The following is a 26,240-nucleotide window of genomic DNA, read 5'->3' on the forward strand; positions in this document are numbered from 1 at the left end:
TAGCTTATTGGGCGAACAATGGACGTATCACAAACCAGCTCACGAAGCCGAGCACGCCCAGAATCATGAAAAATGCGTAGTGATAAATATAGCCAGTTTGCAAGGTACGAACGATGCTCGAGAACCAGCCCACTGCTTTTGCACTGCCGTTCACGATCAAGCCATCGATCAATGTCTTGTCGCCGACTTTGGACAAACCGCCGCCCAGCAAACGTGCGCCGCCTGCCCAGAAAAAGTCGTTGAACTTGTCCATGTAGTACTTGTTTTCCAACAGCGTATGAATAGCGCGGAAGTTCTTGTAGAACCAGGCCGGCACGCGTGGATTGATCATGTAGCAGTAATACGCTGCTGCCACACCACCAAACGCAAGCCAGAACGGTGCTGTCTGCAAGCCGTGGATCGCCATCGCCATCGCGCCATGGAACATTTCATTCAGTTCCGTCATTGCGCCATGCTTAGGATCGACAAAGATCACGCCTTTGAAGAAATCGCCGTGCAACATAGGCTCGATTGCAAAGTAACCGATGATGACCGAAGGAATCGCCAACAGAATCAGCGGCAAGGTCACTACCCATGGTGACTCGTGCGGTTTTTGACCTGGAGCCAGACCGTGATGTTCATCGTGACCATGATCGTCGTCGTGACCGTGCGCATCATGCGAATGAGCATCGTGGTGATCAGCGACTTTAGCGTGTGCATGATCATCGTGATGTGCATGTTCTTTACCGAAACGCTCTTCACCGTGGAATACCAGGAAGTACATACGGAAGGAATAGAACGCTGTAACGAATACACCAGCCAGCACTGCAAAGTTGGCAAAGCCTGCGCCAGTAATATGCGTTGCGTGCACTGCTTCAATGATGCTGTCTTTTGAGTAAAAGCCCGAGAACAATGGCGTACCAATCAATGCCAACGAACCCAGCAAGGATGTGATCCATGTGATCTTCATGTATTTACGCAGACCACCCATGTTGCGGATGTCTTGGTCATGATGCATGCCGATAATCACCGAACCTGCAGCAAGGAACAGCAAAGCTTTAAAGAATGCATGTGTCATCAGATGGAACACGGCAACCGAGTACGCCGATGCGCCGAGTGCAACTGTCATGTAACCAAGTTGCGACAGCGTCGAGTAAGCAACCACACGCTTGATATCGTTCTGGATAATGCCGAGGAAGCCCATGAACAGCGCAGTGATCGAACCGATGATCAGGATGAAGGACAACGCTGTGTCCGACAGTTCGAACAGCGGCGACATACGTGCCACCATGAAGATGCCTGCGGTAACCATTGTTGCCGCGTGAATCAGTGCGGAAATCGGTGTAGGACCTTCCATCGAATCCGGCAACCAGACGTGCAATGGGAACTGAGCCGATTTACCCATCGCGCCGATGAACAGGCAGATACAGGCAACGGTGATCAAGATCCAGTCAGTACCAGGCAAGGTCAAGGTCGCGAGTTGTTCTTTTTTCGCGAAGACTTCTGCGTAATCCATCGAACCAGCGTAAGCCAGCAACAAGCCGATACCGAGAATGAAACCAAAGTCACCAACACGGTTAACCAGGAAGGCTTTCATGTTTGCGAAAATCGCGGTTGGCTTGGTGTACCAGAAACCGATCAGCAGATACGAAACCAGACCGACTGCTTCCCAACCGAAGAACAGTTGCAGGAAGTTGTTACTCATGACGAGCATCAACATTGCAAATGTAAACAGTGAGATGTACGAGAAGAAGCGGTTATAGCCTTCGTCATCCTTCATGTAACCGATGGTGTAGATATGCACCATCAGCGACACGAATGTCACGACGCACATCATCATTGCCGTCAAGCTGTCGACCAGGAAGCCGACTTCAAGCTTGATGCCTGCAACGGTCATCCAGGTATATAAATTACCATTGAAGGTTGCGCCATCGAGCACCAGCGACATCGTGTGCAGCGACAGGATGAACGCGATCAGCACGCCAAGTATCGTCACGGTATGCGACGTCTTGCGACCAATGATATTGCCGAAAAATTTTGTACCAAACAAACCTGCGATCATCGAGCCGGCGAGTGGTGCCAGCGGTACGATCAACAAGAGGTTAGGGTTAAGTTGCCCCGCCATGAGTGAACCTTATCGTTATTGTTCGGAATTAGCCTTTGAGGCTGTCAAGATCTTCGACATTGATGGTATCCAGTGCACGGAACATGGAAACCAGAATGGCAAGACCAATTGCAGCTTCAGCAGCGGCTACCGTCAAGATGAAGAAAACAAAAATTTGGCCTGCTGCGTCACCCAGGAAATAGGAGAACGCGACAAAATTCATATTCACAGCCAACAGCATCAATTCGATCGCCATCAGCAAGATGATGATGTTTTTACGATTCAGAAAAATACCGACTATCGAAATCGCGAACAGGATCGCGCCGAGAATCAGGTAATGTACGAGCGATAACTCCACAACACTCCCCTTATTTTTGTTCTGCTGCAGAAGCAGCTGGTGTTTGATCGTCGCGTGCAACAGCCTTCATCTTCACGATGCGCAAACGATCGCCCGATTTGACTTTAACCGCATCGCCAGGCGAGAAATACTTGCTGTCTTTACGCTTGCGCATGGTCAATGCAACTGCGGCAACCATACCGACCAGCAGGATCAATGCAGCGATTTCAAACGCATACAGATAGTCGGTGTAGATCAGCTTGCCCAATTCCTTGGTGTTGCCGATCATCGCAGATGCTTCTGGTACCACTGAGTGCGATTTCCAGAAACCGCGGAACAGAACTGCTGCCATTTCCAGCACGATCACAACACCGATCGTTGCGGCCAAAGGCAAGTAACCCCAGAAACCTTCGCGTACCTTGCTGAGCTTGATGTCGACCATCATGACCACGAACAAGAACAGCACCATCACCGCGCCGACATACACCAGCACCAAGACGATGGAAAGGAATTCAGCTTTAAGCAGCATCCACAGCGCAGCCGCGGTACAGAACGACAACACCAGAAACAATGCCGCATGAACCGGATTGGAATCAGTGATGACACGTATAGCAGCGAATACCAAAATCGCTGAAAACACGTAAAACAGTACAGTTGTAAATTCCATAAGCAGTCAAAAAAATCAGCAAAAAGTCAGCAAAAAGTCAGCGCAAAAGTAAGCCTAATGCGACTGCCAATACTGTTAAATCAACGATAGGCCGCGTCGGCGGACCGTGCAGCTGCAATTTCAGATTCGTAGCGGTCACCAACGGCCAGCAACATTTCTTTTGTGTAGTACAGATCGCCGCGTTTTTCGCCGTGGTATTCGAAAATGTGTGTTTCAACAATCGAATCAACCGGGCAGGATTCTTCGCAGAAGCCGCAGAAAATGCACTTGGTCAAATCGATGTCGTAACGTGTAGTACGACGTGTGCCGTCTTCACGTTGATCCGATTCGATCGTGATTGCCATTGCCGGGCAAACTGCTTCACACAGTTTGCAGGCGATACAACGTTCTTCACCATTCGGGTAGCGACGCAATGCGTGCAAGCCGCGGAAACGTGGAGACTGTGGCGTCTTCTCTTCCGGGAACTGCACAGTAATTTTGCGCGCAAACATGTAGCGTCCTGTCAGGGCCATGCCCTTGAGCAGTTCACGCAACATCAAACTACCGAAAAAATCCTTAATTGCTTCCATCTTGGCTTCCTTCTTTGCTCAGCCTTGCTGCATTAATTCCAGATATTCCACGGGGTTTTGATCCAGATCGCGACGATCAACAGATAAACCAAAGTCAACGGAATGAATACTTTCCAACCCAGGCGCATGATTTGATCGTAGCGATAGCGTGGGAACGATGCGCGGAACCAGATAAACAGGGTTACGACAAACAATGTTTTTGCGCCGAGCCAGATCCAGCCTGGAATCCATGTGAATGGCGCCATGTCGATTGGTGACGACCAGCCGCCCAGGAACATCAGCGCCGCCATGATCGAAATCAACCACATATTGGCGTATTCAGCCAGGAAGAACATCGCGAACGACATACCCGAGTATTCAACCATGTGGCCCGCAACGATCTCGGACTCGCCCTCAACCACGTCAAACGGATGACGGTTCAATTCAGCCGTACCGGAGATGATGTAGACGACGAACATCGGCAACAATGGCAACCAGTTCCACGACAGGAAGGTCAAGCCCATGTCAGCGAAACGACCACCTGTTTGCTGCGCCACGATTTCAGACAGATTCAAGCTGCCCGATACCATCAGGATGATGACCAGCACGAAGCCCATCGCGATTTCATACGAAATCATTTGTGCTGATGCACGCATCGCACCGAGGAACGCATACTTGGAGTTGGACGCCCAACCTGCGACGATGACGCCGTAGACTTCCAGCGACGTAATTGCCATCACGAACAACAAACCTGCATTGACATTTGCCAGTGCAGTTTCAGGTCCGAATGGAATTACTGCCCATGCCACCAATGACGGCATGATGGTCATCACAGGAGCGATCAAGAACAATGCTTTGCTTGATTTTGCTGGAACAACGATCTCTTTCAACAAGAGTTTCACGCCATCGGCGATCGGTTGCAACAAACCAGCAGGGCCAGTACGGTTGGGACCATGACGGACGTGCATCCAGCCGATGACTTTACGTTCCCACAATGTCAGGTACGCAACCGCACCCATCAGTGGAGCAACAACCGCAATAATTTTTACCAGATTCCATACCAGCGGCCAGTAATAGCCGAGGAAGGATTGACCCGTTGCGTGGACGGATGCCAACAATTGATCCATTACGCTTTCTCCACGCTGATAGCACCAAACATCGCGCCCAAGCCAGCTGTCTCTTGACGTCCGGCAGCAACGCGCACCACATTCGCTGGCAAGTTAGCGGCAATCGCAGCAACCAGAACTGCACTGCCCTCGCCTTGTTTTACTTTGACTTGATCACCGGCAGTGACACCCAGTTTGGCAGCCAGATCAGCCGACAACCACGCTTTAGGCGCAGCTGCGTCGGTAGTTTCTTGCAGCGCTGGAGCACGACGAACGATGGCATCGGTTGAATAAATCGATACGTCAGCAACACGTTCTAGGGACAACGATGGCGCTGCAACTGCCGCTTGTGGCGCTGCTTTGCTGATGTTGTTCAAACGTGATGTCAGATTCGCGTCGGCTGGAGCATTTGTGCCCAGAATTTCATTGCGAATCGCTTCCGATGTTTCGTATTCAAAACCTTGCAAGCCAGCCAGGTTACCCAACACGCGCAGTACTTTCCATGCCGGACGTGTATCGCCCAATGGCTTAACAGTGCCATTGAAGCTTTGTGCACGACCTTCGCAATTGACGAAGGTGCCGGATGTTTCCGAGAACGGTGCGATTGGCAACAACACATCGGCGAAATCCATGCCGTGTTTGTACGGCGACAAGGCGACAACCATTTCAGCCTGATCCAAAGCACGACGTGCAGCTTGTGGATTGTGCGCATCCAATTCTGGCTCTGCGTTCAACAACAAGAATGCTTTACGTGGCTGTGCAAAAATCTGCGTAGCAGCAACGCCGTTTGCGCCTGCCAAATAACCACCAACACTGTTTGCTGCTTCAGTCAGGAAACCGAATTGTGCATCTGTATTTTGCGCGATCCATTGTGCTGCAGCGTGCAATTGCGCTGCTTGCGGATGTTGCAAGACTGCGTTACCGAGCAAGACTGCTTTGGGTTCGCCGGACAGCAGGCTAGCCGCGATTTGTTTTGCTTCTGCCGACGCTTGAATATTGTCAAAGCCTGCTGGTGCTGCAACGCCTTTAGCTTGTGCAACCGCTGCGACAACTTCAGACAACGCTGCCAACCAGTCGGATGGCGCTTTGATCATCTTGTTCGCAACCGGCATCAACAGATCGTCGTCTGTTGCGTGCAAGATGCTAACGCTTGCGCCTTGCTTGACGGCTTGACGCAGACGCGCAGCCAGCAATGGATGATCTTTACGCAGGAAGGAACCGATTACGAATGCGCGTTTCAACGCTGCGAATTCGTTGATCGACATACCCAACCATGGTGTGACCGACGCGTCCAGCGCTGCATCAGCTTGACGCAGGCGAAAATCCACGTTGTTCGAACCCATGCCGCGCACGAGTTTTTGCAACAGGTTCAATTCTTCCAGTGTCGAGCTCGGTGTCGCTACCGCAGCGATCGCATCAGCGCCGTGTTCGTGCTTGATGTTACGCAAACCGTGCGCAACGTATTCCAGCGCAGTTTGCCAATCAGTTTCTTGCCATTTGCCGTCTTGCTTGACCATCGGTGTGGTCAAACGATCGGCGCTATTCAAACCTTCGTAAGCGAAACGATCTTTATCCGAGATCCAGCATTCGTTGACGTCGTCGTTTTCCAGTGGCAGCACGCGCATAACTTTGCCGGCCTTCACTTGAACGGTCAGGTTTGCACCTAAAGCGTCATGTGGGCTGACTGATTTGCGACGTGACAATTCCCAGGTACGAGCGCTGTAACGAAATGGCTTCGATGTCAGTGCGCCTACCGGGCACAGATCGATCATGTTGCCCGACAATTCGGAGTCAACAGTTTTACCAACGAAGGATGTGATTTCTGCGTGTTCGCCACGACCCAGCATGCCGAATTCCATCACGCCGGCAACTTCTTGACCGAAACGTACGCAACGCGTGCAGTGAATGCAGCGGCTCATTTCTTTCATCGAAATCAGCGGACCGACATCTTTCGGTGCGACAACGCGTTTTTCTTCTTCGTAACGCGAAGAAGAATCACCGTAGCCGACTGCCAGATCCTGCAATTGGCACTCACCACCTTGATCGCAAATTGGGCAATCAAGCGGATGGTTAATCAACAGGAATTCCATCACGCCTTTTTGCGCCTTGACCGCTTTTTCGCTATTCGATCGAACGATCATGCCCTGCGAAACTGGCGTCGCGCAGGCTGGCAATGGCTTCGGTGCTTTTTCAACCTCGACCAGGCACATACGGCAGTTCGCCGCGATGGACAATTTTTTGTGGTAGCAGAAGTGCGGGATGTAAGTGCCGAGTTTATTGGCAGCATCCATTACCATGCTGCCCTCTTGCACTTCAACTTTTTTACCGTCTATTTCGATTTCAACCATGGCTTTGCTTTTGTTGACTTCAGTGTTCTCACTAGGTTTATTACGCTAACCAAGTGATCGGCTAAATGTAAGCGGGCACCAAGCAATGTTTATGCTCAATGTGATATACAAATTCTTCACGGAACTGCTGGATCATCGCGCGCACCGGCATCGCAGCTGCATCACCCAGCGCGCAAATTGTGCGACCCTGAATATTGTCAGCAATTGAATTCAACATGTCGAGGTCTTCAATCCGGCCTTGACCATTTTCGATACGATGCACCATGCGATACAACCAACCAGTACCTTCACGGCACGGTGTGCACTGACCGCATGATTCTTCAAAATAGAAGTACGACAGTCGCAACAATGCTTTGACCATGCAACGTGTTTCATCCATCACGATGACAGCACCAGAACCCAGCATGGAACCTGCCTTGGCGACCGAATCGTAATCCATATCCGTTGCCATCATCAGGTCGCCCTTGACGACTGGAACTGACGAACCGCCAGGAATCACAGCCTTGAGCTTTTTGCCGCCGCGTACGCCACCAGCGAGCTTCAACAACTCTGCAAATGGAGTGCCGAGTGGAATCTCGTAATTACCAGGACGCTCTACGTCGCCAGACACCGAGAAAATCTTGGTGCCGCCGTTGTTTGGCTTGCCGAGTCCAGCATAAGCTTCTGCACCCACCTGAAAGATGAACGGCACAGCAGCAAAAGTCTCGGTATTGTTAATCGTGGTTGGCTTGCCGTACAGACCATAGCTGGCAGGGAAAGGCGGCTTGAAGCGCGGCTGACCCTTTTTGCCTTCCAGCGATTCCAGCAAAGCGGTTTCTTCACCGCAGATGTACGCGCCAAAACCATGGAATGCGTGCAACTGGAAGCTGAATTCCGAACCCAGAATACGATCGCCGAGGAAACCTGCTGCGCGTGCTTGCTCCAGCGCTTCTTCAAAGCGATCATACTCAGCGAAAATTTCGCCATGAATATAGTTGTAGCCTACGCTGACGCCCATGGCATAAGCCGCAATCGCCATACCTTCAATCACTGCGTGCGGATTGTAGCGAAGGATATCTCTATCCTTGAATGTACCTGGCTCGCCTTCATCAGAATTACAAATCAGATATTTCTGACCGACGTAATTCTTCGGCATGAAGCTCCACTTCAAGCCGCTAGGAAAACCTGCACCACCACGACCGCGCAGCGTCGATGCCTTGACTTCGGCAATCACTTGCTCAGCCGTCATGCCCTCGGTCAGAATACGCTTCAGTGATGCATAGCCACCGCGCTTGACGTAATCTTCCAGACCCCAGTTATCACCGGTGAGGCCGGCCAAAATCAATGGTTTGATATGACGATTATGCAGACTGGTCATTTCTTCAATTCCTCTACCAGCGTGTCGATTTTTTCATCCGACATGAAGCTGCACATGCGTTTGTTATTGACCAGCATGACAGGTGCATCACCGCAAGCGCCCATGCATTCGCCTTCAACCAAGGTGAATTGGCCATCATCCGTTGTTTGACGATAATCGATACCGAGTTTGTGCTTCAAGTAGTGCGCTGCCTTCTCGCCGCCAGACAATTGGCACGGCAGATTTGTACACACCGAGATCTTGAACTTGCCGACCGGTTTGGTGTTGTACATATTGTAGAAAGTCGCAACTTCTTGCACAGCGATCGCAGGCATGCCCAGATAGTCAGCAATATCTTGCATGACTTCAGGCGGCAGCCAAGTTGTTTCATCCTGAGCAATTTGCAGTGCGGCCATAACCGCAGACTGCTTTTGATCTGAAGGGAACTTGGCGACCTCACGGTCGATTCTTTTATACGTTTGTTCTGATAACAGCATGTCTATGCCTCAATTATTGAGCCGCGATTAGCGGTCAATTTCACCAAACACAATATCTTGCGTGCCGATGATGGTTACTGCATCGGCAATCATGTGGCCCTTAGCCATCTCGTCCAAACCTTGCAAGTGCGGGAAGCCCGGCGCACGAATCTTCATACGGTAAGGTTTGTTCGCGCCATCGGAAATCAGATAGACACCGAACTCGCCCTTCGGATGTTCGACCGCAGCATACGCCTCACCTGCCGGCACGTGGAAGCCTTCAGTGAACAGTTTGAAGTGATGAATCAAATCTTCCATGTTCGACTTCATGCCTACGCGTGATGGCGGCGCAACCTTGTGGTTGTTCGTCATCACAGGACCCGGATTATTACGCAGCCATTCAACGCACTGCTTGATGATGCGATTCGATTGACGCATTTCTTCAACGCGCACCAGATAGCGATCATAGCAATCACCATTGGTACCAACCGGAATATCAAAATCCATCAAGTCGTACACTTCGTACGGTTGTTTCTTGCGCAAATCCCATTCGACGCCTGAACCGCGCAACATCGCGCCGGTGAAGCCCATCGCCATCGCACGCTCAGGCGACACCACACCGATACCAACGAGACGTTGTTTCCAGATACGGTTATCGGTCAACAAGGTTTCGTATTCATCGACATAGGTCGGGAAACGATTGGTGAAGTCTTCAATGAAATCGAGCAAGGAACCTTGACGGTTTTCGTTCAACTGACTGATCGCTTTTGCATTGCGAATGATCGATGCTTTGTGTTGCGGCATGGCATCCGGCAGATCGCGATAAACGCCGCCTGGACGATAGTAAGCAGCATGCATACGCGCGCCAGAAACGGCTTCGTAGCAATCCATCAAATCTTCACGTTCGCGGAACGCATACAGGAACACGCCCATTGCACCAACGTCGAGTGCATGCGCGCCCAGCCACATCAGGTGATTCAGGATGCGGGTGATTTCGTCGAACATCACGCGGATGTATTGCGCACGCAATGGCACTTCGATATTGAGCATTTTCTCAATTGACATGACATATGCATGCTCGTTACACATCATCGACACGTAGTCGAGGCGATCCATGTAAGGAACAGATTGCAGATAGGTTTTTTGCTCTGCGAGTTTTTCAGTCGCGCGATGCAACAATCCAATATGTGGATCGGCACGTTGAATGACTTCGCCGTCCAGCTCCAGCACGAGGCGCAAAACACCATGCGCGGCAGGATGTTGCGGACCAAAGTTAAGCGTGTAGTTCTTGATCTCAGCCATTATTTCGCCCCGTATTGTTCTTCACGAATGACACGCGGCACGTTTTCACGCGGGTCGATCGTTACAGGTTGATAAATAACGCGTTTTTGTTCCGGATCGTAGCGCATTTCAACATAGCCAGAGACAGGGAAATCCTTGCGGAATGGATGACCGATAAAGCCATAATCGGTCAGGATGCGGCGCAAATCGTTGTGGCCTTCGAACAGGATGCCGAAGAAATCGAATGCTTCGCGCTCGTACCAGTTAGCTGTTGGCCAGATATCGATCATCGATGCAACGACAGGCATTTCGTCGTCCGTTGCGAATACACGCACACGCACACGCCAGTTATGCTTGATCGACAACAGGTGCGAAACAACAGCAAAACGTGGGCCTTCCCACACGTCGTCGCCGTACGCTGAATAATCAACGCCACACAAATCGATTAATTCTTCAAAGCGCAAATCAGCATGGTCACGCAAGACACGCATTGCGGACAAATAGTCATGCGACTTCACAACAATGGTAGCTTCGCCCAGAGCCAGCGAAATGCTTTGAAGCTGATCGCCCAGCGCATTGCGCAGAGCAGCTTCGAGGAGTTCAAGTTTGATCGTCATATTAATTATTCTTAGCGAGCGATCGTATTGACGCGACGGATCTTGTTTTGCAACTGCATGATCCCGTACAACAATGCCTCAGCGGTTGGAGGACAACCAGGCACGTAGACATCGACAGGAACAATGCGATCACAACCGCGTACAACAGAATAAGAGTAATGGTAGTAACCACCGCCATTGGCACAGGAACCCATCGAGATTACCCAACGAGGTTCAGCCATTTGATCGTAGACTTTACGCAAAGCTGGCGCCATTTTATTGCACAAGGTACCTGCAACAATCATCACGTCAGATTGACGCGGCGACGGACGGAACACCACGCCAAAACGATCCAGATCGTAACGTGAAGCACCTGCGTGCATCATCTCTACTGCGCAGCATGCGAGACCAAAGGTCATTGGCCACATCGAACCGGTACGAGTCCAGTTGATCAGTTTATCGGCTGTCGTCGTAACGAAGCCTTCATTCAATACGCCTTCAATTGCCATGACTTACTCCCAATCCAGCGCGCCTTTTTTCCATTCGAATACCAGACCGATGGTCAGGATCCCAAGGAAAATCATCATTGCCCAAAATCCCACCATGCCAACTTCACGCATTGCAGCTGCCCAAGGGACAAGAAACGCCACCTCAAGGTCAAACAGAATGAACAAAATGGCGACGAGATAGTAACGCACATCGAACTTCATGCGCGCATCTTCAAATGCTTCGAAACCACACTCGTACGGGGAAAGTTTTTGATCGTCCGGATTATGCGGACCGAGAATGCGACCCAATATCTGTGGTGCAACACCGACGCCGATACCGACCAGGATAAAGAGTAAAACGGGGAAGTAATTTTCGAGGTTCACGATTAGCTGGCTTAAGTTGAGCGATTAATTGGCTGGCAAAAATACGTTGAATCAAATACTAAATACGGCGCATTTATCGATAAATTTCAAACTTCAATTTTGTCGATAAAAAGCCAGCTTAGGCATTCCCTTGCTGGCCTTAAATTTTTTGGTGCCGACGGCGAGACTCGAACTCGCACAGCTTTCGCCACTACCCCCTCAAGATAGCGTGTCTACCAATTTCACCACGTCGGCGCAAGACTTACATTTTAACCTGCTTTGAGGGTTTTATTCAATGTGCAATTGCATGAGAACAAGAACAAAAACAGGTTTTACATCACTTATTTTGGAATCTGATTTGATTGACCAGTTCCAGTCGCCGGTGCAGGCGCCGCAGGTGCTGCTGTCGGTGCCGCCGTCGACGCTGCAGGCACAGTTGGTTCAGCACCAGGAACAGCAGAAACTGGCAAGTTTTCCATCACACCGCCACTTACTTCTGCAGGCTTGTTGCTGATGAAGGCAAGACCCAAAGTCGCAGCGAAGAAAATCGCAGCAGCAATACCTGTGAACTTGGACAAGAAGTTCGACGATCCGGTCGCACCGAACAAACTACCCGATGCACCCGAACCGAAGGATGCGCCCATGTCGGCACCCTTACCATGTTGCAGCAATACGAGACCGACGATCGTCAATGCTGACACTACTTGAACAACAACGATGATGGTATGCAAACTATTCATTTCAATTTCCAGTCTTAGGTAATTCGTAATAAAGCTTAGCGCTTCTTAATACTTTTTTAGTGCTTACGCCGCGCGAATAATCGAGAGAAAATCCGCCGCTTTTAATGCTGCTCCGCCTATCAAGCCACCATCAATATCCGGCATGGCGAGCAACTCTTTGGCATTCTCCGGCTTCATACTGCCGCCGTACAAAATCTTTACTTCGGTTGCCGCCTGCGCATTCTTTACAGAGAGGCGTTTGCGCAACATGGCATGCACTTCTTGCGCCATTTCTGGCGTTGCTGTCTTGCCAGTTCCAATTGCCCAAACCGGCTCGTATGCCACTACTATTTTCGCCAAATCACTTTCTGCAATCAATGACAACACTGCATCGATTTGCTGACCTACGATTTGATCTGTCTGCCCTGCTTCGCGTTGCGCCAATGTTTCGCCGACACACACGATAGGAAGCAATCCTGCATTTAAAGCACGCGCTGTTTTTTGCGCTACCAGCTCATCGGACTCGCCGAAATACGCACGACGTTCCGAATGGCCAACAATCACATAACGGCAAGCAAACTCCAGCAACATGGCTGTCGATATTTCACCGGTATAAGCACCCGCTTCGTGTACCGATACATCTTGCGCGCCAAGTGCAATCGCACTATCCGACAACAAGGCTTGGCATTGCGCAAAATAAGGCGCTGGAACGCATACTGCAGCATCACACGCAGCGTTGCCAAACTCGGCTTTAATTTCCGCTAGCAAAAGAGCATTGGCAGCAATACTGCCATTCATTTTCCAGTTGCCTGCGACGAGTTTGCGGCGCATATGAAACCCAGGATTTTAATAACCCGCTATTCTATCTTGTTGCAGCGAACACGGTCAAACTAGATGCTTGACCGCGGTCAATAAAAAACCGCTCATTGCCTGCGCAGTGAGCGGTTTTTATTACTAAATCAGGCAAAGCCTGATTTAGAGGCTTACTCTTGCGCTGCGGCTTCAGGGCTTTCTTCAGCCACTGCAGCTTTCATCGACAATTTCAAACGGCCGCGGTCGTCTGTTTCCAACACTTTAACGCGAACTTGCTGGCCTTCTTTCAGGTAATCAGCAACTGCGTTGACACGTTCGTTGGCGATTTGGCTGATATGCAGCAAACCATCTTTGCCTGGCATGACTTGAACAATCGCGCCGAAATCCAGCAATTTCAAAACGGTACCTTCGTAGACCTTGCCAACTTCAACAGAAGCGGTCAGTTCTTCGATGCGACGTTTGGCTTCTTGGCCAGCGGCTGCGTCGACGGAAGCGATGGTGACAACACCTTCATCGCTGATGTCGATTTGTGTGCCGGTTTCTTCCGTCAACGCACGAATGACTGCGCCGCCCTTGCCGATGACGTCACGGATTTTTTCCGGATTGATCTTGACTGTGATCAGACGTGGTGCGAAGTCAGACAATTCACCAGTGGTGCCGCTTGGAACTGCTTTTTCCATTTCGCCGAGGATATGGATACGGCCTTCTTTAGCTTGCGCCAACGCGACTTGCATGATTTCCTTGGTGATACCCTGGATTTTGATGTCCATTTGCAAAGCGGTAATACCGTTTGCTGTACCAGCCACTTTAAAGTCCATGTCGCCGAGGTGATCTTCGTCGCCGAGGATGTCGCTCAAGACTGCGAACTTGCCGCCGTCTTTAATCAAGCCCATTGCGATACCAGCCACGTGTGCTTGCATGGGAACGCCAGCATCGATCAATGCCAGGCAACCGCCGCAGACCGAAGCCATCGACGAGGAACCATTGGATTCGGTGATTTCCGAAACCAGACGAACCGAGTAGCTGAAATCTTCTGGAGCTGGCAATGCAGCAACCAATGCACGTTTAGCCAAACGGCCGTGACCGATTTCACGACGTTTAGGTGTACCGACACGACCTGTTTCGCCAGTAGCGAACGGAGGCATGTTGTAATGCAACATGAAGCGATCTGAGTACTCGCCCATCAATGCATCGATCTTTTGTTCGTCGCGTGCTGTACCAAGAGTTGCGATTACCAAGGCTTGTGTTTCGCCACGGGTAAACAATGCCGAACCGTGGGTACGCGGCAAGACGCCGGTACGAATCGTGATTGGACGCACAGTGCGTGTGTCACGACCATCGATACGTGGTTCGCCATCAAGGATTTGCGAACGAACGATTTTTGCTTCCAGATCAAACAAGATGTTGCCGACTTCGGACGAATCCGGAGCAACGCCGCCGACTGAAGTAGCTTCTGCAGCAAGTTCAACATTCACTTCAGAAACTGCATCTTTCAACTTGGCAGTACGTGCTTGCTTGTCTTTGGTTTGGTAAGCAGCGCGCAATTTTGCTTCAGCAAAATGTGCAACACGTGCGATCAATGCTTCGTTCTTAGCTGGAGGCGCCCATTGCACTTCTGGTTTGCCGCCATCACGCACCAAGTCGTGAATCGCATCGATGACTGCTTTCATTTGATCGTGGCCGAAAACGACCGCGCCCAACATGACTTCTTCCGACAATTGTTGTGCTTCTGACTCAACCATCAACACTGCAGTTTCGGTACCTGCAACTACCAGATCCATTTGCGATGTTTTCAGTTGTGTTGAAGTTGGATTCAATACGTATTGGCCGTCGATATAACCGACGCGTGCAGCACCCAATGGGCCTGCAAATGGAATGCCGGAAACCGACAAGGCTGCCGATGCACCGATCATTGCAGCGATGTCCGGATCGATCTCAGGATTGACCGACATGACGTGAATGATGATCTGAACTTCGTTCAAATAACCTTCTGGGAACAACGGACGAATTGGACGATCGATCAGACGCGATGTCAGTGTTTCTTTTTCGGAAGGACGGCCTTCACGTTTGAAGAAACCGCCTGGAATACGACCAGCAGCGTAGGTTTTTTCTACGTAATCAACAGTCAATGGGAAGAAATCCTGACCTGGTTTTGCATCTTTGCGTGCGACTACCGTTGCGAGTACGACCGTATCTTCGATCGAGACGAGTACGGCACCGGAAGCTTGACGGGCGATTTCGCCGGTTTCAAGCGTGACCGTATGTTGACCATACTGGAAAGTTTTAGTGACTTTATTAAACACGGTGATCCTTTCTAATTTTACCGACAGATTTTCAGGCGCTGTCGTTCACCTCACCACAAACGTTCCATCAAGATGATGGTTCGCTTTATTACTCAACTCAGAATTACTGGGTGCTGCATTACTGAAATACGAAACTACAAACTGCCAAAAGACAAAATGCCCGCATCAGAAAACTGACGCAGGCATTTTTACTATGCAAGCCGGATAAAATAACGCAATGAATTACTTGCGCAGACCGAGCTTTACAATCAGATCACGATAACGAGTCGCGTCTTTACTTTTGAGGTAAGACAACAGGCTCTTGCGGCGGTTAACCATCATGATCAAACCGCGACGGGAATGGTGATCCTTCGAGTGTGCTTTGAAGTGACCGTTGAGTTCGTTGATACGTGCGGTCAACAGAGCAACTTGCACTTCTGGTGAACCTGTATCGTTTTGGCCACGTGCGTTATCGGCGACGATAGCGGCTTTGCTTGCTTTTTCGAGAGACATGAGACTTACCTTTCACATGCGATGCGTAGAGTCTTCACCCCACACACCGTGAACAACGATTAATAAAACGGGTCAAATCGACCAGCCCCGGAGTATAGCGGAAATGCCGTGGCGATTCAAACACTTAGCGCAGTTATTTTGAGGAAAGCCCTATGAAACGTATCCAAAAAGCAATATGGCGCGCATTTTTGCTCTTGAGCGTAGTTCTGACCAGCGCCTGCTCAGTCTTGACGCCTGCACAATTAAGCGCTGGCGAGACCGAAGCTGAAGTGGTTGCAAAACTAGGCCAACCGACCGCGCGCATTCCAGACAGCAATGGCTATCTGCTGGAATATTCGCGTAATCCTTGGGGGCAAGCGATCGATATGGCGCGCTTCAGCAACGACGGTCGTTTGATTTCGTACGAACAAGTTCTGACCACCGCGAAGTTTGCCACTATCAAACTCGGCATTTCCAACAAAACCGATGTACTGCGTACCGTCGGCCATCCATCACACACCTCTTACCTGCCCCGCCAGCAACTCGAAGTCTGGACTTATCCCTACAAGGAAAGTGGCGCATGGAATTCATTGATGCATATTCATTTCGACAATGACGGCATCGTTAGAAAAATGGAAAACGGTCAGGATCTGCGTTTTGATCGCGATAGCAAATTCGGCTTCGGCGGCTGGTAAGCTGGTAAATCATCGCTACATACAGAAAAAGGGTTGATGCTTGTGGCATCAACCCTTTCGATTAGTCCATTAGTATGGACTAATTCACTCCGCAGATATTAAGTCCCTGACATCAAGCATCAGGGACAAATCTTAATTATTACGCTGTGACGCGCGCATCCTCTGCTTGCGTAGCTTGTGCAACATTGTTTGCTTGCATGCGTTTGCGCATAGGCGACAAGATCAGTTTGGCCGACAAGCCAGCCAAAATCGTGATGATCGCGGCAACCACAAACACACGGCTCCAGCCGCCGCCTGCAGACAATACCGATGCCAATGGCACCAGCAATGCTGCCGTACCTTTTGCGGTGTAGAGCGTGCCCGAGTTCCCTGCGGCAAATTTGCTACCAAAAGTATCGGCGCAGATCGCAGGGAAAATCGAGAAAATCTCACCCCAGCACAGGAACACCATTGCAGCAAACGCCATGAATGCGTATGGGTTATGACCGTATTTCATCAAGCCCAACAAAGCCAAGCCTTCGCCGATAAAGACGATGAACATGGTGTTTTCGCGGCCGATTTTGTCGGAGATAAAACCGCACAAAGGACGTGTCAAACCGTTAGCAACGTTGTCGATCGACAAAGTCATGGTGAGCAAAGGCAGCGTTGCGCCGAACAAGGTCATAGGCAAGGCAGCGATACCGAAGTCATTCGCGATCGGGCCGATTTGCGCAGTCGCCATCAAACCACCCGAAGCAACCAACACGAACATCACATACAAGACCCAGAACACTGGTGTTTTCAACATTTGCTTGGTGGTGTAATCAACATTCACTGCTGAACCGGCTTTTGCCAATGCAGATTTAGGCGCAACAGGTTTGATCAGCAACATGGACAAAACGAGAATACACACGCCCTGGATGATGCCGAAGGTGAAGAATGTTTTTTCGTAGCCCGACGTTTGAATCATGTTCGCGATAGGAATCACTGTGATCGCAGCACCTGCACCGAAGCCGGCTGCAGTCAAACCAGCCGCCAAACCGCGACGATCAGGGAACAGTTTCAAAGCGTTACCAACGCAGGTACCATATACACAACCCGCGCCAACACCTGACACGACTGCGGCAAAGTACAGCATCGCCAAAGAATCAGCGTAACTATTCATGACCCAACCGAGGCCGGCGCAAATTGCACCGACGGCAACAACCGGACGTGGGCCAAATTTATCAACCAGGTAACCTTCAATCGGCACCAACCATGTTTCGGTCACGATAAAGATCGAAAACGCGAGTTGAATTGCCGCTTTACCCCAATGATGCGCATTGTCGATAGGCGTGACGAACAACGTCCAGCCGTATTGCAAGTTAGCCATAAAAGCCATACAAGCAATACCAATGATGAGTTGCATCCAACGATTTTTGTAACCTGTTGCGCTCTGAATATTCGATGCGCTTGTTTGATTGTTGTTCATTTCTAACTACCTCTCAAGAAGTCATAAAACGTTGAAACGATCAAGGCAATGTCGTGGACAAGCCGATCAGTTTCGAATGTGATTTGTGACTGCAGGCAACGGCAGGACTAACCAGACGTGGTCAAAATCATCCAACGAATATTGACTCGTTGTACATCGTGTTTTTGTGATGACGTTGACCTGCGAGGCTAATCAATGCGCACATAAGCGCACGCATCGTTCACCAAATGCCTGCTACAGGAGAGGTGGAGCGCGAGAGAAGTAGTACGGAGAAACAGCAGAGAAAAATTGCGTGAACGAAGCTTGAGGCTGTTCAATTGCAAGATTAGGTAATTCGAGTAAAGAGAAAGAAGTGGTCAGCCCATTATCGAAATCATCGAAGACCAAATGCGAAACCGCACCGCCATCGAAACAAGCACCATCGTCATACATACACTGATAGTCAACTTGCGCACGCTTGATATTCGTTAACGTATCGGCGAACGCCAGCTGCTGCGCGAACAGCAGAGCAAAGGCAAGCCAAACATTAATGAGAAGACGCGATTTCATTTGAGGTAATGAGGACAACGCTAAGCAAAAGTGAATTACTTGAGCAGAGAGCGGCCTGAATAATTACTGGGGTGAATGAATTATAGATCGATTTTTAGAACCACGTTCGGCAGATATTAATTTTGCGGCTAACTGATATTCGTTTGCCACATATCTTCTTGATTTATTGCTTATTCTTTTGTCTTTTTAAAAAGATTTGTGACTGCACGGATGTAATTTTTGTCTAAACAACATCAGAAAAAAGCAGATGCCATTGATAATGAAATTACAGAAACAAGCTGTATCTAAAGACTTCTAGTCAAAGACACACAGCCAACTTCATTCAATCGCACCCGCTTTTTTCGATCACTGAACCATCATTTGCTAGAAATAATGGCTAGCTACTTACCTTTTATCTTTGCCAACTTCATTACCGATAACACCGCCAACAGCAGCGCCACCCACTGTACCTAGCGTGCTACCGCCGGTGAGAACTGCCCCACCAACTGCGCCAGCACCAGCGCCGATGACAGTACTTCTATCTTGTCGCGACATACCCTCACAACCTGCTGCACTGAATAGCACTGCAGCAGCCAACGTGGAGAACGCAAATTTTTGTATCGTTTTCATGGAAACACCTCATTTTCACAGTATCGATTAATGGGAAATCTCTTTACCCAATACAAAATAATCATGACGAAAACCTGAGTCAGTGCGATAGCCCACTTAAATATCCTCATAGAAATTTAAGCATTTAGAAAGAAATCTAAGATAAGGTAATGAACAAGAAAAACATTGCAGACAAGAATAAAACCGTTGGTTGACACTAATTATTGGGCAGCTTAATTTCATTCAAAATATTAATGCCATGCCATTCGCATTGGAAAAAATATGAAGCGCATAAAACACTTAATTGCATGGATGCTCGCAATGACGGTGCTCGGTTCTGTCATCGCTGCAGAGCCTGCGCCTGAACATATCAAACAGGAAGTAGCGCAAGCACGTTTGGCGGGACAAGGAAGTTTCCGATGGTTTGGGCTGAAGATTTATGATGCGCAATTGTGGGTTGGTGATAAAGGATATCAAGCACAAGCCCCCGCCTCCGCGCCACTGGCTTTGGATTTACGTTATGCACGCAACTTGCAAGGCAAAAAAATTGCCGAAGCCAGTGAAGATGAAATGCGCAAACTGAATCTGGGTTCTTCGCAACAACGAGCAAGTTGGCTGGCTGCGATGGAAAAGATTTTTCCTGACGTGAATGAAGGCACGCATCTGACCGGCGTTTATCTACCCAAGCAAGGTGCGCGTTTTTACCTGAATGGAAAATTCATTGGCGAAATCATGGACGCTGCATTCAGCGAAGCATTCTTTGCCATCTGGCTAGATTCTAAAACCACTGCATCTGGGTTACGAACAGCATTACTGACAGATGCAGGTCCGCACTAATGACCAAATTGACTTCGTCTTCGTTTGTCGCCTATGGCTTATTTGGGCTGCCTCTCGCACTCGTCGCATTACCTATCTATGTATACGTGCCGCAGTTTTACGCGGAACGCTTCGGCCTTTCGTTGACTTTGATAGGCGCCGCATTATTGGCCGCGCGCGTATTCGATGCGTTTATCGATCCCTTGATAGGCTTGTGGATAGACCGCACAAAAAGTCGTACTGGCTATGGCGGCTTCATACTGATTTCCCTGCCATTTTTATCACTAGGATTTCTTGCATTATTCCATCCGCCTGCTTTATTGCACGATGCAGCATTGCTTTGGTTCTTGGGCACGCTGCTGTTGGTCTATGTCGGATTCAGCCTCGCCAGCATTGCGCATCAAAGTTGGGGCGCCGCATTAACGCAGGAATTAGCAGAGCGCTCGCGCCTTACGGCGACGCGCGAAGCTTGCGGTTTAATCGGCGTAGTACTGGCCGCGTCGCTGACTGGATTGCTCGGCTTCGACTGGTTGATCGCGATCTTCGTAATCACACTTTCTATCAGCGCCGCCGTATTAATTAAATTAGCACCCCAGCCTCCCCTCAGCTTCGCTTTGCATGCAGGCTGGTCCGCAATGATCGAGCCATTTCATAACCGACGCTTTCGCTGGCTATTTTCAGTATTGATCGTCAACGGCATTGCTGCATCGATTCCAGCTACGCTATTCTTGTTTTTTGCCAAAGATCAACTGCAGTTGGCCCAATACGCAGGTCTGTTTCTGGTTCTGTATTTCGTCGCAGCAGCATGCTCGATGCCTTTGTGGGTCGCACTGGCGAAACGTCATGGCGAAGCACGTATCTGGCTGATCGCCATGCTGTTATCAGCAGCTGCTTTTATATGGGCTTACGGTCTATCTAGTGGCGCTGCCATTCCTTTTGCAGTGATCTGTGTAATGTCAGGATTGACGCTAGGTGCCGACCTGGCTTTGCCGCCGGCCTTACTCGCAGCGGTCATAGCACGAGCAGGACACAGTGGTCAGCGCGAAGGCGCATATTTTGGCGCATGGAGTTGGGCGACCAAGATGAATCTGGCACTGGCAGCAGGCATCTCGCTACCATTGCTCGAGCAACTAGGCTACGTTCCAGGCACTGTAAGCGGAGCCGGGACGCATGCGCTATCGGTCGCTTACGCTTTGCTGCCTTGCGTACTTAAGCTGGTAGCGGCAAGCATTCTTTGGCGCGCGCCTTTACATGATGTGTGAGTTGCGCTTTACCAAACCCGAGCACGGCAGCAAAGTTTATGGGCTCAATTCACGATTGCTTAAAGCAATACAAATGTAGGGTGGACGCGCCAGCTTTTAAACCACTGGGTCAAATTTTGAGGGATAAAACAGGAAAACTTCTTTAGAAAGCAAAAGGGGTTACGTCTTTTGAACGTAACCCCTCTAATATGCTGGTGCGGCTGGCAGGAATCGAACCCACGACCCCTTGGTTCGTAGCCAAGTACTCTATCCAGCTGAGCTACAGCCGCGAAAAACAAAATTATAGCACCAGTGCAATTCATTTGGGAAGCCCTATTCGCAGACTTTATTCAAGATAGTTGATTATCTGCGAAGCAAGTATGCGTAGTCGCATAAAAACACCAATTGTCTTGCGCCTCTACATATCGTTTTACGAAAAACTTGTGCCCAAGTCAGGCAATAACTTTTACACTCAAACAACTGACAGGCATTGCCGCTCACAAGCACATCAAATAAGTGCGGCCTATTCCACCTTTGCACCGTTGCAACTGCATACTAATCAATCAATGAAACCTGAAGCAAATATCATCAACAAGATGCATGCAGAATGGTTGCCTACCATTCTGCGAGGATCGTTCAGTGAAATTTATGTATTGAATTGCGACACGCTGCGCTTTGAATACGTTAATCCGACTGCAACCAATAATCTGCAATACAGCACTGCCGAGTTGGCAGAGATGGCGCCTACCGAGATCGCTAAAGGCGTAACGAATGAAGCGTATCTACAATGCTTTGAAGAATTGCGCGATGGCAAACAACCTTCTGCCGCTATTAATACTGTTCATACGCGCAAAGACGGCTCGACTTATCCAATTGAGTTTCAATTGTTTTATTTAGCGTCGGATACTGGCCCGGTAATTATTGCCATCGGCAATGACGTCAGCTCGCGCGACAAATCGGACAAGGCATTGCGTGCCAGCGAATCGAGACTCAGTGCGATGGTGTCGAATACGCCGGGCTTGGTTTATCAGTTTTTGTTAAGCGGTGGCGGGCAATTCTCATATCCGTATCTGAGTGATGGTTGCGAAGCTTTGCTTGGGATCACCGCAGAAGAACTACGTGCCGATCCTGCGATGTTCGTCGAATTGATCTTGCCCGAAGACAGACAATCTTATCGGGCTACGATGCTGACTTCCATAGAACAAATGAGTAACTGGAACTGGGAAGGACGCATCTGGATCGAGAAATGGAAAGACGTTAAATGGATCAATCTTCGCGCCACTCCCCGCACGCTGGAAGAACAAGCCGTGCAATGGGAAGGCATCATGACCAACATCACTGCCAGCAAACAAGAGCAGGAAGAAATTGTCAGGTCACGTGCACAATTGGCAGAGTTGTCTGCGCACATTAATACAGTTAAAGAAAAAGAGCGTACGCATATCGCGCGTGAAATTCATGATGATCTGGGTGGCAATTTAACTGCCATCAAGATGGCATTGGCAATGTTGACGCGGCGTATGCCGGGTGACAATCCCGAGTTGATTGAAAAAGCTGATTACGTCGAATCACTGGTTGATCGCACGATAGAAACCGTACATAGAATCGCCGGCAATCTGCGACCAGGCATTCTCGATTTCGGGCTGGTTGCCGCTATCGACTGGCAAGCCAAGGAATTTGAAAAGCAAGTGGGCATTCCCTGCAAATTTTCATCCAGTCTTCCAGATATCGATCTGGATCTGGATCATGCAACCGCCCTCTTCCGCATTTTCCAGGAAGCGCTCACCAATATCGCCAAGCATGCAAAAGCCAGCGTCGTGGATGTCAATTTAATCCATACAAATCAGTATGTGCGGCTGGAGATTATTGATAACGGCCTGGGCATCAAGATGGCAGATCGCACAAAGACAAAGTCGTTTGGCATACGCGGTATGGTGGAAAGATCCATCGCCATGGGCGGCAGTCTGTCGGTCAGTACTGCGCCAAAAGGTGGCACAATCGTTGCTATAAACGTACCGCTGTTAGCACTACCCCACACAAGGGAGCAAAATCAGCATTAAAAACGGATAATATTGGAAAATACCTGACCGAATTTGCCTGTACTGGCCTTTAGCTATCCAGAATTTGTCACATCTAAAAGAACAGCAAGCTGGCATCTGACGCCGCGCAGATCCTTTAAAGCAAAACAATGACAACGAAAAATGTAATAAAAGTCCTGATTGCCGACGATCACGCGATCGTGCGCGAAGGCCTAAAACAAATTTTGGCGGACACCAAGGATATTGTCGTCGCCGGCCACGCAGAAAACGGCAATGAAGCCATCAAGTTATCTCGCGAAGGTTCGTGCGATGTGCTGCTACTGGATATCTCCATGCCCGATCGCAGCGGGATCGAAGTACTCAAACAGGTCAAGAAAGAAACTCCCAGCATTGCCGTCCTCATGCTTTCGATGCATAGAGAAGACCAATATGCGATTCGCTCGCTGAAGGCTGGCGCTTCCGGCTATTTGAACAAACAAAGTGCGCCAGCAGAGTTGGTCAACGCGATTCGCCAGGTTGCCAGTGGCCGTAAATACATCAGCGCAGCATTGGCACAAGAGTTAGCCAACCAGATCAACGACAATCACGAAATGCCGCTGCATGAGACTTTGTCAGATCGTGAATATCAAACCCTGACCATGATTGCATCAGGCAAAACCGTCAGCGATATTGCAGCCGAGCTGGTCTTATCTGTCAAAACCATCAGCATGTATCGATCGCGCCTGTTGCAGAAAATGAAACTTCGACACAACGCCGAGTTGACGCATTACGCTATCAAAAACCATTTGGTTGATTGATTGCCATCACTCTTGCGGCCAGAGCTTGCGTTATTTGCATCCTTTTACTAAATGAATAACAAAGCAGCAAAGTAACAATAATTTGCCACGCTAATTCAATTAACAAATCCGCCTGCCTTGCCCTATTATTCAAAGATAGGTCGATCTCCGGCCATCAACAATAAAGCGCCCGCGCAGTCATGTCAGACAATAAACCAGCACAAAATCCGGCGGAACTTGCTCGCGAAGCATTTCGCCAACTTGCCATACGCAAGATCGCTCCAACACCTGACGCCTACCGCAAGATTTACGACGAAATCGCCGGTTATGCGCAAGAACCGACGCCAGAAGAAATCCTCGGCGAATTTGCCGGCACTCTCGTTACAGCACCTGATGGCGTCGCCCCTATCGGCAAAGCGCTACAAGTAGCCGCTGCGACGCCTTACTGGCCCGATTACGGCAAAGGCCTCGCCGAGCTGGTCAAGCATTATCAAACGCAACTTGCAGCACGTGGCAGTAGTATTGCGAGTCTGGGCACATCGTCATTAATCGACGATCCGCAACCTGCCCTCTTGCGCGACTTGTTAACGCGCACCCTTACCTTGGCGGTTGCGTCGCTCTTGCAAGGCGTGCCAGCGCTTGCTGAAGAAGCTGAAGTATTGGGTCGCTCCATCAAGGAAGCGCAAACAGAACAAGCTCTGCAAGAGGCATCAAGTCGCCTCAAACAACTGTGCTTCAAGATCGAACTGAAAAGCGGCGACATGGCGGAACAGCATGAATTGCTGCTGCGCTTATTCAATCTGCTGCTTGAAAACGTCGGCGGTCTGCTCGACGATGATTCATGGATGCATGGTCAGATCGAAGCCGTACAGAATCTGATCACCGGACCGATCGACGAGATCGCGCTCAAAGAAGTCATGCGCAGCCTCAAGGAAGTGATCTACAAACAAAGCACCTTGAAGCACAGCCTGGTCGATGCCAAAGAAACCGTCAAAAACATGATGGTCACCTTCATTGATCGCTTGGGAGAAATTGCCACCACAACCGGCACCTATCACAAGAAAATTGAAAGCTATTCCAAACAAATCAGTTCGACCTCCGATGTGGGCAAGCTGGGCAAAATTCTCGACGAAGTCATGAAAGAAACCCGCATCGCTCAAACCGAAGCATTACGTTCACGCGATGCGATTCTGGCTGCGCGCAAGGATGTGGAAGATGCAGAAGCACGCATACACAATCTTGAAGCCAAGCTGGAGCAGATGAGCGAATTGGTCCGCGAGGATCAATTGACCGGCAGTCTCAACCGTCGTGGCTTGGAAGATGTGTTCGAGCGCGAACTTGCCCGCTCCGAACGCCGTAGCTCGCCGCTTTGTATCGCGATGTTGGATCTGGATGATTTCAAAAAAATCAATGATAACTACGGTCACACTGCCGGCGATGAAGCGCTGATCCATTTGGTCCGCGTTATCAAGGAAACCTTGCGCACGATGGATGTCATTGCCCGTTTCGGTGGCGAAGAGTTCCTCATCGTATTGCCCGATACGCCACTGGAAGAAGCCGTTCAGACCATCACGCGCCTGCAGCGTGAACTGACCAAGCAAATCTTCATGCACAATCACACGCGCCTGCTGATGACCTTCAGTGCCGGCGTCGCCTTGCGCAAGGAAAAAGAAGATCAACAATCCATGATCAAGCGTGCGGACAGCGCGCTGTATGAAGCCAAACGAACCGGTAAAAATCGCGTCGTCGCAGCGACTTAAGCTTTTACAAACATTTTTCAGCTATTTAAGTTTGTAAAAGCCGCTGTCAAAGCCTGATCAGGCAAATAAATCTGTATCTTTATGCCCCTCACCAAATATTTTTGGCGAGGGGAATTGTCTTTCTGCTCTCGCCGTCTCGAGCCCAATCACATTTCCGCAACAATTATTAACACTTATTTTCAGTCTGCTGGAAGAGCAAAAAATACTAAAAATGATTGTTTTGACAAGCACCCTACACGACAGGATTTTAGAAAAATAAAGGGTAAATGCTGTTTATTTTTGTTTTAAATTTCAAGCAAATTCCTTAAAGATTTTCCATATAGCAACCGTGAAAGAAACTATCTGGCTGCAGTTCGAGCGAGACCGGAAAAAATTTAGTTTTGCTGTAGCACTA

At 49.6% G+C, this 26,240-nt stretch carries 25 protein-coding genes and 2 tRNA genes; 6 read left to right on the plus strand and 21 right to left on the minus strand.

The window, feature by feature from the left end; all coding sequences use genetic code 11:
- Window positions 1–4: 4 nt before the first annotated feature.
- The 17 genes from nuoL to rpsO all read right to left on the minus strand — a co-directional run bounded on the left by nuoL (window position 5) and on the right by rpsO (window position 15,956).
- Complete coding sequence (gene nuoL, locus Q7T66_RS11435) at window positions 5–2,104, minus strand: NADH-quinone oxidoreductase subunit L (RefSeq protein ID WP_304933455.1); 2,100 nt, start codon at window positions 2,102–2,104, stop codon at window positions 5–7.
- 28 nt (window positions 2,105–2,132) lie between these two features.
- Window positions 2,133–2,441: an NADH-quinone oxidoreductase subunit NuoK gene (gene nuoK, locus Q7T66_RS11440; protein WP_304933456.1), complete on the minus strand. Its 309-nt coding sequence runs from the start codon at window positions 2,439–2,441 to the stop codon at window positions 2,133–2,135.
- Between the two features lie 10 nt (window positions 2,442–2,451).
- A complete protein-coding gene (locus Q7T66_RS11445; RefSeq protein ID WP_304933457.1) occupies window positions 2,452–3,087 on the minus strand; it encodes an NADH-quinone oxidoreductase subunit J in 636 nt (211 codons plus the stop codon).
- 80 nt (window positions 3,088–3,167) lie between these two features.
- Window positions 3,168–3,656, minus strand: coding sequence for an NADH-quinone oxidoreductase subunit NuoI (gene nuoI, locus Q7T66_RS11450; RefSeq protein ID WP_304933458.1), 489 nt, complete (start codon window positions 3,654–3,656; stop codon window positions 3,168–3,170).
- Between the two features lie 32 nt (window positions 3,657–3,688).
- Entirely contained in the window at window positions 3,689–4,762 is a 1,074-nt protein-coding gene (gene nuoH / locus Q7T66_RS11455) for an NADH-quinone oxidoreductase subunit NuoH (protein WP_304933459.1), read from the minus strand.
- A complete protein-coding gene (gene nuoG / locus Q7T66_RS11460) occupies window positions 4,762–7,089 on the minus strand; it encodes an NADH-quinone oxidoreductase subunit NuoG (protein WP_304933460.1) in 2,328 nt (775 codons plus the stop codon). The genes nuoH and nuoG overlap by 1 nt, the downstream gene beginning before the upstream one ends.
- Window positions 7,090–7,150: 61 nt before the next feature.
- Window positions 7,151–8,446, minus strand: a complete 1,296-nt coding sequence (nuoF, locus tag Q7T66_RS11465; protein WP_304933461.1) for an NADH-quinone oxidoreductase subunit NuoF — start codon at window positions 8,444–8,446, stop codon at window positions 7,151–7,153.
- Window positions 8,443–8,922, minus strand: coding sequence for an NADH-quinone oxidoreductase subunit NuoE (gene nuoE, locus Q7T66_RS11470; protein ID WP_304933462.1), 480 nt, complete (start codon window positions 8,920–8,922; stop codon window positions 8,443–8,445). Before nuoE ends, nuoF begins: the two co-directional genes overlap by 4 nt.
- A gap of 27 nt (window positions 8,923–8,949) precedes the next feature.
- Entirely contained in the window at window positions 8,950–10,203 is a 1,254-nt protein-coding gene (locus tag Q7T66_RS11475) for an NADH-quinone oxidoreductase subunit D (protein ID WP_112992482.1), read from the minus strand.
- The gene (locus Q7T66_RS11480; RefSeq protein WP_304933463.1) at window positions 10,203–10,799 is read right to left on the minus strand and encodes an NADH-quinone oxidoreductase subunit C; all 597 of its coding nucleotides are present in this window, start codon (window positions 10,797–10,799) and stop codon (window positions 10,203–10,205) included. The genes Q7T66_RS11475 and Q7T66_RS11480 overlap by 1 nt, the downstream gene beginning before the upstream one ends.
- A gap of 11 nt (window positions 10,800–10,810) precedes the next feature.
- Window positions 10,811–11,287: an NADH-quinone oxidoreductase subunit B family protein gene (locus Q7T66_RS11485; RefSeq protein WP_304933464.1), complete on the minus strand. Its 477-nt coding sequence runs from the start codon at window positions 11,285–11,287 to the stop codon at window positions 10,811–10,813.
- 3 nt (window positions 11,288–11,290) lie between these two features.
- Window positions 11,291–11,650, minus strand: coding sequence for an NADH-quinone oxidoreductase subunit A (locus Q7T66_RS11490; protein ID WP_304933465.1), 360 nt, complete (start codon window positions 11,648–11,650; stop codon window positions 11,291–11,293).
- A gap of 149 nt (window positions 11,651–11,799) precedes the next feature.
- Window positions 11,800–11,884: transfer RNA gene (locus tag Q7T66_RS11495), tRNA-Leu, on the minus strand.
- Window positions 11,885–11,970: 86 nt separating this feature from the next.
- Window positions 11,971–12,369: a preprotein translocase subunit SecG gene (gene secG, locus Q7T66_RS11500; RefSeq protein WP_304933466.1), complete on the minus strand. Its 399-nt coding sequence runs from the start codon at window positions 12,367–12,369 to the stop codon at window positions 11,971–11,973.
- A 63-nt stretch (window positions 12,370–12,432) separates the two neighbouring features.
- A complete protein-coding gene (gene tpiA / locus Q7T66_RS11505; protein ID WP_304933467.1) occupies window positions 12,433–13,179 on the minus strand; it encodes a triose-phosphate isomerase in 747 nt (248 codons plus the stop codon).
- Between the two features lie 152 nt (window positions 13,180–13,331).
- Complete coding sequence (gene pnp, locus Q7T66_RS11510) at window positions 13,332–15,464, minus strand: polyribonucleotide nucleotidyltransferase (RefSeq protein WP_304933468.1); 2,133 nt, start codon at window positions 15,462–15,464, stop codon at window positions 13,332–13,334.
- Window positions 15,465–15,686: 222 nt separating this feature from the next.
- Window positions 15,687–15,956, minus strand: a complete 270-nt coding sequence (gene rpsO / locus Q7T66_RS11515; RefSeq protein ID WP_112992476.1) for a 30S ribosomal protein S15 — start codon at window positions 15,954–15,956, stop codon at window positions 15,687–15,689.
- Between the two features lie 152 nt (window positions 15,957–16,108).
- On the opposite strand from rpsO, the gene Q7T66_RS11520 reads away from it, so the two are divergent.
- Window positions 16,109–16,630, plus strand: a complete 522-nt coding sequence (locus tag Q7T66_RS11520) for a hypothetical protein (protein WP_304933469.1) — start codon at window positions 16,109–16,111, stop codon at window positions 16,628–16,630.
- A 139-nt stretch (window positions 16,631–16,769) separates the two neighbouring features.
- Here Q7T66_RS11520 and oxlT read toward each other — a convergent pair whose 3' ends face one another.
- From oxlT to Q7T66_RS11535, 3 genes are all read right to left on the minus strand, one after another.
- On the minus strand, window positions 16,770–18,080 hold the full coding sequence (gene oxlT / locus Q7T66_RS11525; protein WP_304933470.1) for an oxalate/formate MFS antiporter: 1,311 nt from the start codon (window positions 18,078–18,080) through the stop codon (window positions 16,770–16,772).
- A 234-nt stretch (window positions 18,081–18,314) separates the two neighbouring features.
- Entirely contained in the window at window positions 18,315–18,629 is a 315-nt protein-coding gene (locus Q7T66_RS11530; RefSeq protein WP_304933471.1) for a hypothetical protein, read from the minus strand.
- 384 nt (window positions 18,630–19,013) lie between these two features.
- Window positions 19,014–19,238 (minus strand): glycine zipper 2TM domain-containing protein, encoded by a 225-nt coding sequence (locus Q7T66_RS11535; RefSeq protein ID WP_304933472.1) that lies wholly within the window; start codon window positions 19,236–19,238, stop codon window positions 19,014–19,016.
- A 261-nt stretch (window positions 19,239–19,499) separates the two neighbouring features.
- Between Q7T66_RS11535 and Q7T66_RS11540 the strand changes: the two genes are divergently transcribed.
- Together Q7T66_RS11540 and Q7T66_RS11545 are read left to right on the plus strand one after the other, a co-directional pair.
- Entirely contained in the window at window positions 19,500–20,054 is a 555-nt protein-coding gene (locus tag Q7T66_RS11540) for a chalcone isomerase family protein (protein ID WP_304933473.1), read from the plus strand.
- Window positions 20,054–21,295 (plus strand): MFS transporter, encoded by a 1,242-nt coding sequence (locus tag Q7T66_RS11545; protein WP_304933474.1) that lies wholly within the window; start codon window positions 20,054–20,056, stop codon window positions 21,293–21,295. Before Q7T66_RS11540 ends, Q7T66_RS11545 begins: the two co-directional genes overlap by 1 nt.
- 192 nt (window positions 21,296–21,487) lie before the next feature.
- Here the strand turns inward: Q7T66_RS11545 and Q7T66_RS11550 are convergent.
- Window positions 21,488–21,564 (minus strand) — tRNA-Arg (locus Q7T66_RS11550).
- Between the two features lie 276 nt (window positions 21,565–21,840).
- On the opposite strand from Q7T66_RS11550, the gene Q7T66_RS11555 reads away from it, so the two are divergent.
- The 3 genes from Q7T66_RS11555 (at window position 21,841) to Q7T66_RS11565 (ending at window position 25,846) form a co-directional block, all read left to right on the plus strand.
- A complete protein-coding gene (locus tag Q7T66_RS11555; protein ID WP_304933475.1) occupies window positions 21,841–23,331 on the plus strand; it encodes a histidine kinase in 1,491 nt (496 codons plus the stop codon).
- Between the two features lie 128 nt (window positions 23,332–23,459).
- Window positions 23,460–24,107, plus strand: a complete 648-nt coding sequence (locus tag Q7T66_RS11560; RefSeq protein WP_304933476.1) for a response regulator transcription factor — start codon at window positions 23,460–23,462, stop codon at window positions 24,105–24,107.
- A gap of 179 nt (window positions 24,108–24,286) precedes the next feature.
- The gene (locus Q7T66_RS11565) at window positions 24,287–25,846 is read left to right on the plus strand and encodes a GGDEF domain-containing protein (protein ID WP_304933477.1); all 1,560 of its coding nucleotides are present in this window, start codon (window positions 24,287–24,289) and stop codon (window positions 25,844–25,846) included.
- Window positions 25,847–26,240 lie beyond the last annotated feature (394 nt).

The sequence above is a fragment of the Herminiimonas sp. genome (assembly GCF_030655415.1).